The organism is Pseudomonas sp. ML2-2023-6 (genome assembly GCF_037055265.1).
GTDB classification, from domain to species: Bacteria; Pseudomonadota; Gammaproteobacteria; order Pseudomonadales; family Pseudomonadaceae; genus Aquipseudomonas; species Aquipseudomonas kulmbachensis.
Window position 1 is genome coordinate 1,930,754 of the sequence record NZ_CP146347.1, and the last position, 14,669, is coordinate 1,945,422.

The following is a 14,669-nucleotide window of genomic DNA, read 5'->3' on the forward strand; positions in this document are numbered from 1 at the left end:
TTACGTTGTGCTACCACATCCGACCGCTTCAATGGTTCATTCCAGAACAAGAAGAGGAGCAGGACACATGGCGACGTGCGGCGAAGTATTGGTCAAGTTACTGGAGGCCTACGGGGTTGAGCAGGTGTTCGGCATCCCGGGGGTGCACACCGTCGAGCTGTATCGTGGGTTGGCGGGTTCGGCCATCAACCACGTAACCCCGCGTCATGAGCAGGGTGCAGGCTTTATGGCCGACGGTTATGCCCGTACCAGCGGCAAGCCGGGCGTGTGTTTCATCATCACCGGGCCGGGCATGACCAATATCACCACGGCGATGGGCCAGGCCTATGCGGACTCGATTCCGATGCTGGTGATCTCCAGTGTGCAGTCGCGCAGCCAGTTGGGCGGCGGGCGCGGCAAGTTGCACGAATTACCGAATCAGGCCGCACTGGTAGCTGGTGTGGCGGCGTTTTCCCACACGCTGATGTCAGCGGCGGAGTTGCCGGGCGTGCTGGCGCGGGCGTTTGCGCTGTTTCAGGCCGGGCGGCCACGGCCGGTTCATATCGAGATCCCGTTGGACGTGCTGGTGGAAAACGCCGATGCACTGCTCGCCAGTCACCCCGTCCGGATTGCCCGCCCCGGCGCCGCGCCTGCTGCCATCGAACAGATGAGCCAACTTTTGGCCCAAGCCAAACGCCCGTTGATTCTGGCCGGTGGCGGCTCGATTGATGCGGCGCCCGCGCTGTTGCAACTGGCCGAACGACTCGGCGCGCCGGTGGCCCTGACCATTAACGCCAAGGGCATGCTGCCCTCGAAGCATCCGCTGCTGATCGGTTCGACCCAGACCCTGGTTGCCACCCGGGCGCTGGTGGCCGAAGCGGACGTAGTATTGGCTATTGGCACCGAACTGGCCGAAACCGATTACGACGCCACCTTTGCTGGCGGCTTCGAGATTCCCGGCGCCTTGCTGCGTATCGATATTGACTCCGACCAGACCGTGCGTAATTACCCGCCGACTCTGGCCCGGGTGGCCGATGCGGATCTGGCGACCCAGGCCTTGCTGGCGAGCCTTGGGCAATTACCACCACGGGATACGCAGTGGGGCGTAGCGAGGGTCAGTCGTTTGCTGGCGCTGGTGGAAAGCGAATGGGATGCCCCGACCCGGGCGCAAACTCGCTTCTTGCAGGCCGTGTTCGATGTGCTGCCGGATGCCGTGTGCGTGGGCGATTCGACCCAACCGGTGTACACCGGTAACTTCACCTTTAACCCGGAGCAGCCACGGCGCTGGTTCAACTCCTCAACCGGTTACGGCACCCTCGGTTACGCCCTGCCTGCAGCGGTGGGTGCCTGGCTGGGGCGTTGCGCAGAAGGCAAGACGGGTGGCCCGGTGTTGTGCCTGATCGGCGATGGCGGCCTGCAATTTACCTTGGCCGAATTGGCCAGTGCGGTGGAAGCGCAAACGCCGATCATCGTGTTGCTGTGGAACAACCAGGGTTACGGTGAAATCAAAAAGTACATGCTCAATCGGGCCATCGAGCCTGTGGGGGTCGATATCTACACCCCGGACTTCATCGGAGTGGCCAAGGCTTTGGGCTGTGCCGCACAGGCGGTGGAGGGCGAGGCGCAATTGCGCATAGCCCTGGCCAATGCCGCCGACCGCCAGGGGCCGAGCGTGATCGAAATCGATGAGCTGAACTGGCAGCAATCGCTCGGCCTATAGGCTCATGCGCAGGCGCGCCAGGTCCCGTACCGGTGGCGCGCCAAATTGCCGGCTGTATTCGCGGCTGAATTGAGAAGGGCTTTCATAGCCAACGCGATAACCCGCGGCCGATGCGTCGAGGCCCTCGCTAAGCATCAGTCGCCGGGCTTCGTTGAGGCGCAGCTGCTTTTGGTATTGCAGCGGGCTCATGGCGGTCATGGCCTTGAATCGGTGGTGCAACGTCGACACGCTGAGATTGGCCTCTCGCGCCAGGCTGTCGATACGCAGCGGCTGTTCGAAATTACCGTTAAGCCAGGAAATCGCCCGGCTTACGCGGTGGTTCTGACTGTTCTCACTGGCAATTTCATACAGCCGATGGCCCTGCGGACTGCGTAAAAGGCGATACAAAATTTCGCGGCGAATCAAGGGTGCAAGCATCGCGATATCTTTGGGTGTATCGAGCAGGCGTGTCAGGCGCAGTAATGCGTCGAGCATTGGCTGGTCAATGGGCTCAACGTACAGCCCGCGCCCGGTAGGTCGCGACGGCACGCCCATAGGCCCTGCATCGCTGATCAGGGTGTTGATTTCCACCGGGTCAATATCCAGGCGCAAGGCCAGCACCGGCCGCTCGGGGGATATTTCCAGTACTCGGCCACTGATCGGCATCGACACCGAAACCACCAGATAATTAAGCGGGTCGTAGGCGAAGTGCTCATCTGCCAAACGCACCTCTTTACGGCCTTGGGCCATGATGCACAACGCGGGTTTTGGCAGGCTTGGAGCGAAATCGCTGGGCTGGCTGTAGCGCGACACAAACAGTGCTTCGACCCCTGTATTGAAGGTGCCGTCTTCAGGGGCGTGGCGATAAATCAGGTCGGCCAGTTCCACACGCTGTTTTTCTAGCGCGGGGTCGAGCGCGGGCCGCAATGGTTGCGACAGTGTCATGGGGCGCATCCTTAATAAAAGCAGCGGGGCAGGCACAGCTTAAGTTTGTGCAAGGCCAAGGGGTAGCTGATTTCTGCTGTTGTATTGCCTGATCCTGTCATTGCCGGAGATCAAGTGCCTGCCAAACCCGTTGCAGACGCAGAGCCTTGCTCGATATCAGGATCAGTGGGCGCCAGGCCAAATGGTCAAAGGAGAGGGTGCGCAGGTGAGGTTTTGCAGAATCGTGCAAGCCTGGGGCAGGAATCGACTAACGGTGTCAGAGGTCGGGCTTTAAAATTTCAATCTTCCCCCAACGCCACTTTCCTTTGTGGAGGCCAGCATGCCCCAGTCCAATGCCGTCAGTCATATGACCTTGGTTCGCGCCCGCGTAGGGTGTTCGGCCCAGGTTGAGGCTTGTCTGAGCCAACTGATCGAACCGACACTTCAGAGGCCCGGTTGCCTGCACTTTGCCTTGCAGCATTGTCAGAGCGACCCGTTGCTGTGGCAGGTCGCGGGTTATTGGCAGGATGAACCCTCGATGCAGGCGTACTTCAACTCATCGCTGATGGATGTTTACGGCGTGCTGTTACACCAGCAAGTGGTGGATAGCCTCGATTTTCAGACCTTCAGCGATGTGGGCGGGTTGAACAGGTAGAATGCCGGTTTTTCCATAGGCCGGGAGTTGAAGCATGGCACGTAAAGAGTTTGCACAGTTTGAAGCCGTATCAGCCGTGGTTCCGGTTGAACCCGGGGTCTATCACGCGGCGATTGCGGTCAAAGCCTTGTACGAAGGTGGCACGCCGCGCTTTCATAAAATACTGATCGAGCAAACGTTCAAAACAGCAACCGCCGCCGATGCTGCCGCGGCGGAGCAACTCGAAGCCCTGCAGGGCGTCACTGAAGACGCCGAGCTGGTCTGGTAACCGAGAGTAAGTACCCTCTATCGTGGGCGGTGCATTTTGAACAGGGCTTCGGGGCCTAGCTGAAAGTAATCCGCCGGGCCGCCGCCGCGCAAAATCGGTTCGGCGCCAGCGGTGTCGTAAATCCCGTCCTTGAGCAGCGACCTGGCGATATGCACCGCCACCACTTCCCCCAGAATCAGCCAGCTTGGCACCCGTTCTTTATCGGCTCGCTGCAGTTGAATGATCTGCGTGACCTTGCACTCAAACGACACCGGCGTTTCGGCCACCCGCGGCACGCTGATCACCCGTGAAGGTACGGTTGTCAGCCCTGCCAGTTCAAACTCGTTTACCTCAGGCCCGACCATCGCGCAGCTCTGGTTCATCGCCTCGGCCAGGGGGCGCGTGGCCAGGTTCCAGACGAATTCGCCGGTTTGCTCGATATTATTGAGGCTGTCTTTGCGACCCACACTGCAAAAACCGATGATCGGCGGAATGTAGTTGAACGCGTTGAAAAAGCTGTAGGGCGCAAGGTTCAGCCGACCTTGGGCATCTTGCGAAGAAATCCAGCCAATCGGACGAGGGCCAACAATGGCATTGAACGGATCATGGGGCAGGCCGTGGCCCTTTGAAGGTTCATAAAAGTGAATGTCGTCATGCATGGGATTGGTCCGCAAACGGCTGAGATAGAGGGCCCATATAGTGCAAGGCATTTGGGTGAATGACAAAACATCTGTGCTTGATCTAGCCCTCCGTAGCAGCTGCCGAAGGAACGAGGCTGCGTTCGGTTGCGAAGCAATCGTAAATTCTGAGTTCTCGATCTGCCTGATACACCCAGGAGCATGATTTCACGACGGCCTCGTCGGAGTGCCGCACCACGCCAACGCAGCCTCGTTTCTTTGGCAGTTGCTACAGATTTGTGCAGTTTGCTTTCCCCCAAAAACGACTAAGCCCGGCCGAGGCCGGGCTGGAGTGCCTGCTTCAGGTGTTAGCTGAAGTGGGCGCCGTGGGTGCGATCGTAGCCATCAGAAGCGAAGGTGTCCGATTTGGTGCGGCTGAAACCGTCTTCGGCGAAGGTGGCTGAACCGGTTTTGTCATAGCCGTCCTCTGCAAAAGTGGCAGAACCTGTGCGGTCGTAGCCATCGGCGGCAACTGCAGCAGAACCTGTGCGGCTGTAGCCGTCTTCAGCAAAGCTCGACGAGTGGGTGTGGTCGAAACCATCGGCGGCAAAAGCGTTGAAAGCCAGGGCGGAGAAGGCGGCGGCGAGGATAATTTTGGTTTTCATGATGAAGCTCCTTGTTTCGTGTTTGGGATGTTCAGTGGCTATGGGTTTAAGACTACGCTGATTAATTTGATTAAAAAGCGCAAAAAATAGCGTTAAATAATCTATTTATTCGATGTATACGCCCGCGTAAAAACAGGCTTCACACGTTGTCCTGCTTCCCGTTGGCGGCTGCTCAAGTCAGTCGACCCGAGAGGTCTTGCTGAGATTGATAGTGGACTAACAGTATTAACTGACAATTAATTCGGAAAAATCATACGTACAGACAGGCTTTTCATCTGTCCGCTACCTATTTTTCACCCTGTAAGTACCAGTCTTCAGCCTGCAAAAAGCCGGCACCCAGAACGGCTTTTCCCTTTGAGTCCTGGAGCCTTGACCGAATGAACAAACTTCCTCAGATCACCCTTGCATTTTGGGTGATGAAAATTTGCGCCACTACCTTGGGCGAGACAGCGGGCGACTTGCTGTCGATGACCCTCAATGTGGGCTATGCCGTCAGCTCAATGATCCTTATCAGTGTGTTTGTCCTGACTCTGCTGACTCAGTTGTTCTCCAAAACCTACAACCCAGTGCTGTATTGGCTGGTGATTCTGTCGACCAGTACAGCCGGGACCACCATGTCCGACTTTATGGACCGCACGCTGGGGCTGGGCTATGCCACTGGCTCGTTGATTTTGGTGTCGATTCTGGTCGCGATTTTTGCGCTCTGGAAATGGAGCGGCGAATCATTAAACGTCAGCCAGGTGCAGAGCCCGCGTGGCGAGATGTTCTATTGGATGGCGATTCTGTTTTCCAACACGCTGGGCACGGCTTTAGGCGATTACCTTGCGGATGATTCAGGGCTGGGTTTTGCGGGGGGCGCGCTGTTTATCGGGGCGACCATTGCAGTCGTGGTGCTGGCGCGCTACTTCACCAAAATATCGTCGGTGGTGTTGTTCTGGATAGCGTTCGTACTGACGCGCCCATTTGGCGCAACCTTGGGCGATTTCCTGACCAAACCCCTTGAAAAGGGCGGGCTGGACTTCGGTACTATCGGTTCATCGCTGGTGTTGGCGGGGATATTGGTGGCAATGATCGCCGGGGCGGCATACGCCAAAAACAGACAAGCTCAACCTGGGATGGCTGAGCTGTCCTGACCTTTAGCCGTTACCAAACGTGGGAGTGAGCCTGCTCGCTCCCACAGAGGCCGCTGCGCGGTTAGTCGGTTTCGATTCGCGAGTGCTTGCGGGTGTCTTTCATGGTTGCGTATACCGCCAGCGAGCAGGCGATACAGGCAGTCACATACCAGTAGTAACCGGTTTCCATGCCTGCACTCTTGAACCACAGCGCAATGTATTCAGCTGTACCGCCGAAAATCGACACGGTTAGTGCGTAAGGCAAGCCTACGCCCAGTGCGCGAATTTCCGTTGGGAACAGTTCAGCTTTCACCACGGCGTTGATCGAGGTGTAACCGCTGACAATGATCAGCGCGGCCATGATCAGGAAAAACGCACCCCACCAGGTGGTGATGGTGTGCAACGTGGTGAGGATCGGCACGGTGAACAAGGTCCCGAGCACGCCGAAAGCGATCAGGATCGGACGACGACCGATCTTGTCCGAAAGCGCGCCCACCAGCGGCTGAATACACATGAACAGGAACAGTGTCGCAGCCGAAATGGTGGTGGAGTCCGAGATACTCATGCCCACCGTGTTCACCAGGTATTTCTGCATGTACGTGGTGTAGGTGTAGAACGCCAGCGTGCCGCCCATAGTCAGGCCGACTACGGTCATCAGCTCTTTAGGGTGACGCATCAAGGTGCGCATGGCGCTTTCCTTGGGCTTGACCCTGGTCTTTTTGAACGATTCGGTTTCTTCCATGCCACGACGCAGGTACAGCGCGACGACGGCACACAGGGCGCCGATCACGAACGGTACGCGCCAGCCCCAGCTGTACAGCTGTTCTTCGGTGAGGGTTTGTTGCAGCACGATCAACACGCCCAGCGCGATGAGCTGACCCGAGATCAGGGTCACGTACTGGAAGCTGGAGAAGAAGCCGCGACGTTCCTTGGTTGCCATCTCGCTCAGGTAGGTAGCCGAGGTGCCGTATTCGCCACCCACCGACAAACCTTGCAGCAAACGGGCGAAGACCAGCAGGACCGGGGCCCACACGCCAATGGTTTCGTAACCTGGCGACAGGGCGATAACCAGCGAGCCGAAGCACATCAGCAGCACCGAGGCCATCAGTGCGGCTTTACGGCCTTTACGGTCAGCGTACAGGCCCATCAGCCAGCCGCCGATCGGGCGCATCAGAAAGCCTACGGCGAAGATCGCAGCCGTGTTGAGCAGTTGTGCGGTGGTGTCGCCCTTGGGGAAAAAAGCCTTGGCGAAGTACAGCGAGAATGCGGCGTAAACGTACCAGTCGTACCACTCGACCATATTGCCGACGGAACCACTGAAAATCGATTTGATACGGCTGGAGGTGGTCTTTTCTTTAGGGGCCGCAGACACGGACCCGGCAGGCAGGGTGCTGGAGTTATCCATTAAATGGATCCTTCTTTCATTGTTTTTTTATAGCGCGTCAAAACGCGAGCTTACTGAGCTATAGCAGGAGTTGTGCCAAGGCTGGAGGGCCCGGTTTACAAGGGGGGAGGGGTATTAATGAGCGGGAATCCGCTGATGCTCGGTGTGGCGATAAGCGGAAAACCGCCGACTACGTGGTTTGCGTAAACGCTTCACGCACCAACCCGTGACGCTGCATTTTTTCATTCAGGGTCCGGCGCGGCAGTTGCAGTTCGTTGAGCACAGCTTTGATGTCGCCTTTATGCCGGGTCAGCGCTGCACGCAAGCATTGCGCCTCGAAGGCTTCCTGTTGTGCCACCAGTGATTGCCCTGCGCCGACGTCTTCAAATTGCGGTTCGCTCAAGCCCAGAATATCCCGTTCGGCCACGTTGGCCAGTTCGCGCACGTTGCCCGGCCAGTCGTGGCTCAGCAAGCGCGACAGTTGCGGCCCGCTCAACACTTGTGCGCTGCGGCCAAGGCGTTCGGCGGCGTTGCGGGAAAAAGCGTCGTACAACAACGCAATATCTTCGCGGCGCTCGCGCAGTGGCGCCAGGCGCAGCTCGGCCACGGTCAAACGATAGGCCAGGTCTTCGCGAAAACGCCCTGCGCGGGCCTCTTCGAGCAAGTCGGGTTTGGTGGCAGCAATTACCCGCAGGTTCACGCTGATGCTTTGGTTGGAGCCCAAACGCTCCAGCTTTTGCTCCTGCAACACCCGCAGCAGTTTGGCTTGCTGGGCCAGCGGCATGCTTTCGATTTCATCCAGAAACAAAGTCCCGCCGTCGGCATACTCCAGCTTGCCGATGCGCTTGCCCTGGGCTCCGGTAAACGCGCCGCTTTCGTGGCCGAACAGCTCGGCTTCAAACAACTGCTCGGGGATCGCCGAGCAGTTGAGGGCGACAAAAGGTTTGTCGGCACGCGGGCCAAAGTCATGCAGGCAGCGGGCGACCAGCTCTTTGCCGCTGCCGGTCTCGCCACGGATCAACACGTTGACTGGCAACGGTGCCAGCTCCAGCACCTGGCGGCGTAAGGTTTGCAAGCTGCGCGATACACCGAGCAGGCATCCGTCGATCTGCTCGCGCAGGTCTGCCTGTTCGTGCAAACGGCGGTTTTCCAGCACCAGTTGGCGCTTTTCCAGGGCTCGTCGCAGACTGCTGAGCAGCGCCTCGGGGCTGAAGGGTTTTTCCAGGAAGTCGTATGCACCATCACGCATGGCCTCGACGGCCATCGGCACATCGCCGTGCCCGGTCAGCAGGATCACCGGCAAGTCCGCGTCCAGTTGCTGCAAGCGGGTCAGCAGGGCCAGGCCGCCCATCCCCGGCATACGCACATCACTGACTATCACCCCGGCAAAATGCGCGGGCAACTGGCTCAGGCAATCCTCGGCGCAGCTGAACAACTGCACGTCAAAGCCGCTTAAGCTCAGCCATTGTTCCACGGCATTACGAATACTGGCCTCATCATCGACCACGATCACCGAGTTGAGCATGTGTCAAAATTCCTGTGCGACGGGCAGCGTCAGCGTGAATTGCGCGCCATCAGTCTGGTTGCAGGCGGTCAGGCGACCGCCGATTTCGTGAACAATGGCGTAAGACACCGCCAGGCCCAAGCCTAATCCGTCACCCACGGGTTTGGTGGTGAAGAACGGGTCGAAGATTTTACCCAAATGCTCCTCGCCAATTCCGCCGCCGCTGTCGCTAACGGTCAAGTGCCACAGTTGTTGATTGGCCTCGATGCGGATCTCCAGGCGCTTGCGTGATTTGTCTTGCATGGCGTCCAGGGCGTTGCGCAGCAGGTTGATCAACACTTGCTCCAGACGGATCGCGTCGCCGCGAACCCAGGCCGGGCGTACCAGCTTGGTACTCAGCTCGATGGCTTCACCTTGCAGGCGCGGCTCCAGCAGTTGCAGGGCCTGATCGACCACGCTCGCCAGATCCAGCCGTTCGCGCAAGCCGCCGGGGCTTTGTCGGGCGTAGGTTTTCAGATGACCGGTAAGTGCTGCCATGCGTGTCAGCATCTGTTCCAGCGGAACCAGAGCTTTATAGGCATCGTCGATCCGGCCGTGATCAAGCAACAGGCGCATGGTCGCCAATTGCATGCGCTGGGCAGTCAGTGGCTGGTTGATCTCATGGGCCAGTGCCGCTGACATTTGCCCCAGCGCCGCGAGTTTGGCTGATTGCACCAGGCCATCTTGGGCAGTGCGTAAATCCCGGGTGCGGGCTTCGACCAGTTGTTCGAGTTCTTCGCGATTGCGCTGACGCAGGCGCGCCAGTCGCCAGCGCTGGAGTAAAAATAGCCCTAGGAACACCCCTGTCAGCCATAGGCCAATTGCAGCCAGTGCAGCATTGCGGCTGTCTTCAGCGGCTGCCATCGGGCGGCGCAACAGGTGCAGCGTCCAGCCTTCAGCACTGAGCGGCAACGAGTCCCATAAATAGTCTGCCGGGCCGTTGGGGCCTTCGACGCGGGTCAAGTAGCTGTTTTCACCAAAGCTGCGCAGGGTGTGGGTCTTCATCAACGTTAGCGGCTGATTATGGTACTGGCGGGTGGTGGCAATTTCGCTGCGATCGCTGTCACTCAATGGGCGCAACAGGCGATAGCGCCAGCCGGGTTGGTTGGCAATAAACACAATGCCCCGTGCGTCGCTGACCAGCAGCGTGTCGTTGCCCTGGCTCCATTCGCGCTCAAGCTGCGGAAACTCCAGCTTGACCACCATCGCGCCCAAAAACTGGCCGTTGGCATCGAGTACTGCACTGGACAGGAAATAGCCTGGAATCCCGCTGGTCACGCCTACGGCATAAAAGCTTCCGGCGCCCTTGCTGCGGGTCTGGCTGAAGTAAGGCCTGAAACCATAGTTATGGCCCACATAGCTGTTGGAGGTATTCCAGTTGCTGGCGGCGACTGCCAGGCCGGTGCTGTCGAGCAATTCCAGGGTTGAGGACTGCGCCGCACCATTGATGCGTTCGAGTTTTTGATTGAGCGCCGCCTGGACTTGCGCGGTCATGGGCTTGCTCAGGGCCGCCACCAGCTCCGGGTCCAGCGCCAGTACGGCGGGCAGGGCGCGATAGCGTTCGATCAGGGTGTGCAGCGAGTTGGCATACAGGCTCAGTTGCTCGGGCCCACGCCTGGCGCTTTCTTCCAGCGCATGTTCCTGGGCCTGACGCATCGCCCAGCCGCCAGCCACAGCCGCACCGGCCAGAATCAACACGCAATACAGCGCCAAACGCAGGGCGCGAGACGTCACAGGCATAGTGGCAAACCGCTCGAAAGGGGGGCGCGAACCATAGCATGACGCCAGCGCCTTGGCCGCGCAGGGATATCTATCTACCGCGGCGCAGATTTTCTCAGGGGTATCTTGGATTCCACCCCAACGGAATCAAACACATGATCACGAATTTACCCCCCGTGCGCGGTCGAGCGCCGTTGCTGCTGTCCAATCTGCAGTGGGCTCAGAGAGAAGCGCTTTCTTATATATCTTCGCTCGCGCAGGCCAATTTTGCCGGGTTGAGCGAAGCGCAAAAATTCAGTTACCCCGTGCTTTATCGACAGGCGCAGGCAGCCCACAAGGCGGTCGATGAGGAGCTCACGCGGGTCAAGGCCGATTTCAAGTCGGCGCATCTTGCGGTGCTCAAGTCCGAGCTTAAAACACTGCTGGACGTGGATGTCGACCCCGAGCACGCCCGGATCTACACCCGCTATCGCGAAAATACCGAGGAGGATCTGTTTGAGTACATGGCGCGTATCAGCGGTGGGCCGCCTGTTGCCCGCGAGCCCAAGTTCACCTTCAGCCCTTCGCGTGAACCACGTGCACTGGACCAGTCCAGATTCATTGAACACCTTCGCTCCGCATCATTGTGGGAGGCCGCTTGCGAGAACTTCAGCTACCGGACCGACTCGGTGTTACTTCGGCCCTACAGTTTTGAACAAGCCAGTTACATCGACTATTCCGAGGGTTTTACAGGCAGGCCTGCGGCCCCGTTTATCAAGATTGTGCGAACACTGGATTTGGGCACGAAGCTCAAACATGTACTTGATCAGGCTACAGGGGCTGACGGCTCTTTGATGCTGCTGGTAGTCGCAGCGGCTAAAGCCAGTCTTGAATTCGATCTGCTGGAGGCTTACCGCAACAGCTTTGCGTCAAAGGTCAATCGTACGGATTACGAACGATTGCTCAGCATGTTGAAAGGCGACTCAACGCCTCATATATGGCCGGTTTCAATGGGGCTTAAACCCCTGATACCGAAGCTTTACCCCCACGAGGCGACAGGCACGCGTGATGACGCCAACCTGTTGTTTGGCAACGACAGTAGTCTGGGGCTGGTGGGTACGGGCGAAGTTTCCCTGCCTTTGTTTCTTGTAAAAGTGCCGGAGGTGTCAGGCGTTTTCAGCTATTTCCCGCAGCGCCTGGGCGGTGCGTTGTTATGGCACAAGGATGTCGATCACGGGTTCAAGCAGTTTGTGCAGCAACTCAGGCACGACCACAGCAAAGGCCAGCTTGGTTGGTTCATCAGGCATCTGGCGCTGAAAGACCTGGGGTTTTTTAACACGCTGCTGAGTGACGAGCCCAGGCCTACAGGCATGACGTGGCTTGCAGGGGTTTTGCATGACAGTTTTCGCAGTACCTTCCCCGAGCCCGACTTGAACAGTTTGCAACTGTATGTCGATATGCGCTCAAGCGGCTCTCAGCCTTTGGCCAAGAGGGTTGGAGAGCAGCAGACGCAGCGCTTGCGTTCCAATCTGGAACTGCTGGCCACCAGCAAGTCGGCATTGGATTGGCAAGCGTTCAAGGAGGCATTGTCCGACCTTGGCAGTGAGGTGCTGACAATGCTCATCACCCCCATGCCGGGTGGCGTCCTGGGGCTCAATAAAATCATGCTGGCCGCCATATTCGGCTCCCTGACCTACAGCCTTGTGCAAGGGGTGAAGGACGCCAGTGGCGGGCAGGCCAATACCTTCGCCAGTTCATTGGCCGACAGCGCAGACTTGCTGATCAGCGCCCGTTTGATGGGGGTTGCCACCAAGGCGCAGCGCCTGCGCAGGCAAAAAGTGTGGAGCACTCTTGGCCAGCCGCGAAAGGTTGTCGACCGGGCCGGTAACGTCGAACTGTGGCGGCCGGACCCGAGTGCTTACCCGCATTTTTCGGCTGCGTTTCTCGAAGGCCGGGTAGCCAATGCCCAGGGTGTACACGAGATCAATGGAAAGCTGTATGCCAAGGTCCAGCAGGGCGACACTATCCTCGCAGTTGAAGTCATCCATGAGCCCCAGGCTCGGCATTACCTTCTCAAGACCGATAACCCCAGGGCATTCAGGCCGCCGGTGGCCTTTGATTCCGGCCAGCAGCTCTGGCGTCTGGCACTGGATGATGTGCAGAGCCTGGACGATAAACAGTTGCTGCAGCGCATGTTGCCGTCGGACGTGCCTGATTCGGCGCTGGCAGACATTGAACGGATGCTGAATATTACCGGCACCACCCGTGAGCAATTGCAAAATGCCTGGCAAGGCCAGTTGATTCCCGGCCCGCTGGCCGATGGCGTTCGTCGATTGCAGGCTGACCGGCTGCTTGAGCGAATCGTCAGTGATTTGCCGCGTCGCGGCGAAATGCCGGTCAACGCTGACAACACGGTCTTTTGCCTGTTGACCCAACTGCAACACTGGCCAGGCGACACGGTGCTCGATGTGTTCAGCCAGCAAGGGCAACTGCTTGAGTCCTATGGCAAGGATTACCGGCCCGGCACTTCGTTGAGACATATCGAGATCAAGCGTCTGGACCACGGCTCGTATGTGGCCAAAAACGATGTCACCCAAGGCAGTGCCCAGGTGGAGCAACTGTTCACGTTGATCCTCGACCAATTGCCAGAGGCTTCAGCACTTGGCCGCGACAACAATCCGCATCTGAGCCGGGCTGGGCGCATTGCCTCGGTACGCGAGCAAATTGCGCAGTTGGCCCGAGAGGACAAAACCCTGCTGTTCAAGGCGCTCACAGTGCTGGACGGGCATAAACGCAGCGACCCGATTGCCAGCGCAGACCCCAGCAGAAAGTATTTGCCGCTGAGCTGCCCGCCACTCCATGACACCACAACCCCATTGCTGGCCAAGCTTCATCAGCTTAATGACGGACTTTCGATCGAAAGTCTTGAACCCTTGATGGCTGCGCACCCGTTCAGTCAGGCCCAGATTACGCAGGCTCTGGAGCACAGCGCACAGCCGTGGGCATTTACCCGCGCAGCCGGGCAATTGCAGACCAGGTTACGGGTGGATGCGGCGCTGGACGGGATTTATCACCGACGGGCCTACAACCCCGATATGGATTTGTGGGCCCGTGAATTTGCCGCAGGTGTTTTGCGCGACAAGCTCAATCGCAGATTGGTGGTGATTGATCTGCCTGCCCCGACTTCCAAGGACTACATATCCACCGGGCCAGACGACCCCACAATCGTACTGCGCCATCACGGCAATGGTCTCTATGAAGTGGCTGACTTTCGTCGCGGGGAAGCGGCCACTTTTGGTTTGACCCCTGACAGTTTCTATCTGGCGATCAATCAGGTGCTGCGCCATCAGGAACGCATCGACTTGGGTGTAAATGGCCCCAGCGTACCGGGCCTGCGCCAGATTCTGGGCGATGCCATGCTTGCCCGGCGCCAGGCTGATGGCAAGGTTGATTTGTGGGACAACACTACTTTTCAATATGAGCGCAATGTAGTGGTGCCGCGTGATCAGCGGCCCGGCGAGGCAGGCCTTTACGATATCGGCGGCAACTACTATTTGCCTTTATATGGCGCGGTTTATCAGATCGGGTTCGACACTACGATCAACAAATGGCGCATGAAACACCCGAATAAAGTGGGGGTTAACGAGCCGACGCTGGAGCACAATTACGACGGCGCATGGCGCCAAACTATTGAGAATCCGTTGCAGTGGGCGGGTCTCAAACTGTTGCGAAGGCTACGTGCCCGGCCCGAGTCGATCAGTGACGAGATGGGCCATAAAATCATGGCTGTGAGCAATATCGACGAGGGCGTTTTGCGTCAGGTACACATCAACAACCTCACGCCACCGCCTTTGTTGATTGATACCTGGAAGCGTTTTCAGATCGAAAACGATATTCAGCGCTTCGCCCACCAAATGCAGGCGCATCACTCCCTGGCCGAAGCTCGCAGCGATCTTCCCCTGTTGCTGATCGCTGCCATCGAAGCCGACTTCCAGCGCGATTACCAACAACTCTCCGAGGAGCCCGGACTGTCGGACGAAGCAGAGTTGCAAAGAGGTTCAGAACTCGCATCTGTCCGGGATCAGAAGCTCAATCTGCTGATCGAAGAGCTGACTCGGCGGGCTTATCAGGCCAGCGAATAAGTGA

Annotated in this window: 11 protein-coding genes; 5 read left to right on the top strand and 6 right to left on the bottom strand. The window is 58.3% G+C overall.

Features of this window, described 5'->3' with window-relative positions; genetic code table 11:
- Positions 1–67: 67 nt before the first annotated feature.
- Positions 68–1,699, top strand: coding sequence for a 5-guanidino-2-oxopentanoate decarboxylase (locus V6L79_RS08915; RefSeq protein WP_338580100.1), 1,632 nt, complete (start codon positions 68–70; stop codon positions 1,697–1,699).
- Here V6L79_RS08915 and V6L79_RS08920 read toward each other — a convergent pair.
- Complete coding sequence (locus tag V6L79_RS08920) at positions 1,694–2,623, bottom strand: AraC family transcriptional regulator (protein ID WP_261741238.1); 930 nt, start codon at positions 2,621–2,623, stop codon at positions 1,694–1,696. The genes V6L79_RS08915 and V6L79_RS08920 overlap by 6 nt on opposite strands.
- A 319-nt stretch (positions 2,624–2,942) precedes the next feature.
- On the opposite strand from V6L79_RS08920, the gene V6L79_RS08925 reads away from it, so the two are divergent.
- Together V6L79_RS08925 and V6L79_RS08930 are read left to right on the top strand one after the other, a co-directional pair.
- The gene (locus V6L79_RS08925; protein ID WP_261741239.1) at positions 2,943–3,257 is read left to right on the top strand and encodes an antibiotic biosynthesis monooxygenase family protein; all 315 of its coding nucleotides are present in this window, start codon (positions 2,943–2,945) and stop codon (positions 3,255–3,257) included.
- A 34-nt stretch (positions 3,258–3,291) separates the two neighbouring features.
- Positions 3,292–3,525: a hypothetical protein gene (locus tag V6L79_RS08930; RefSeq protein ID WP_016779817.1), complete on the top strand. Its 234-nt coding sequence runs from the start codon at positions 3,292–3,294 to the stop codon at positions 3,523–3,525.
- Positions 3,526–3,542: 17 nt separating this feature from the next.
- On the opposite strand, the gene V6L79_RS08935 is transcribed toward V6L79_RS08930, so the two are convergent.
- Positions 3,543–4,163 (bottom strand): flavin reductase family protein, encoded by a 621-nt coding sequence (locus V6L79_RS08935; RefSeq protein WP_261741240.1) that lies wholly within the window; start codon positions 4,161–4,163, stop codon positions 3,543–3,545.
- A 326-nt stretch (positions 4,164–4,489) separates the two neighbouring features.
- Positions 4,490–4,786, bottom strand: coding sequence for a hypothetical protein (locus tag V6L79_RS08940; RefSeq protein ID WP_261741241.1), 297 nt, complete (start codon positions 4,784–4,786; stop codon positions 4,490–4,492).
- A 377-nt stretch (positions 4,787–5,163) separates the two neighbouring features.
- Here V6L79_RS08940 and V6L79_RS08945 point away from each other — a divergent pair, with 377 nt between their 5' ends.
- Positions 5,164–5,919: a hypothetical protein gene (locus V6L79_RS08945; protein ID WP_321835941.1), complete on the top strand. Its 756-nt coding sequence runs from the start codon at positions 5,164–5,166 to the stop codon at positions 5,917–5,919.
- Positions 5,920–5,980: 61 nt separating this feature from the next.
- Here the strand turns inward: V6L79_RS08945 and V6L79_RS08950 are convergent, their stop codons facing one another.
- From V6L79_RS08950 to V6L79_RS08960, 3 genes are all read right to left on the bottom strand, one after another.
- Positions 5,981–7,303: an MFS transporter gene (locus tag V6L79_RS08950; RefSeq protein WP_261741243.1), complete on the bottom strand. Its 1,323-nt coding sequence runs from the start codon at positions 7,301–7,303 to the stop codon at positions 5,981–5,983.
- 169 nt (positions 7,304–7,472) lie between these two features.
- Positions 7,473–8,807 carry a sigma-54 dependent transcriptional regulator gene (locus V6L79_RS08955; protein WP_338580101.1) on the bottom strand — a complete coding sequence of 445 codons (1,335 nt, stop codon included), beginning with the start codon at positions 8,805–8,807 and terminating at the stop codon, positions 7,473–7,475.
- A 3-nt stretch (positions 8,808–8,810) separates the two neighbouring features.
- Positions 8,811–10,565 carry an ATP-binding protein gene (locus V6L79_RS08960; RefSeq protein ID WP_338580102.1) on the bottom strand — a complete coding sequence of 585 codons (1,755 nt, stop codon included), beginning with the start codon at positions 10,563–10,565 and terminating at the stop codon, positions 8,811–8,813.
- A gap of 134 nt (positions 10,566–10,699) precedes the next feature.
- On the opposite strand from V6L79_RS08960, the gene V6L79_RS08965 reads away from it, so the two are divergent.
- Positions 10,700–14,665 carry a hypothetical protein gene (locus V6L79_RS08965; RefSeq protein WP_338580103.1) on the top strand — a complete coding sequence of 1,322 codons (3,966 nt, stop codon included), beginning with the start codon at positions 10,700–10,702 and terminating at the stop codon, positions 14,663–14,665.
- Positions 14,666–14,669: the final 4 nt, after the last annotated feature.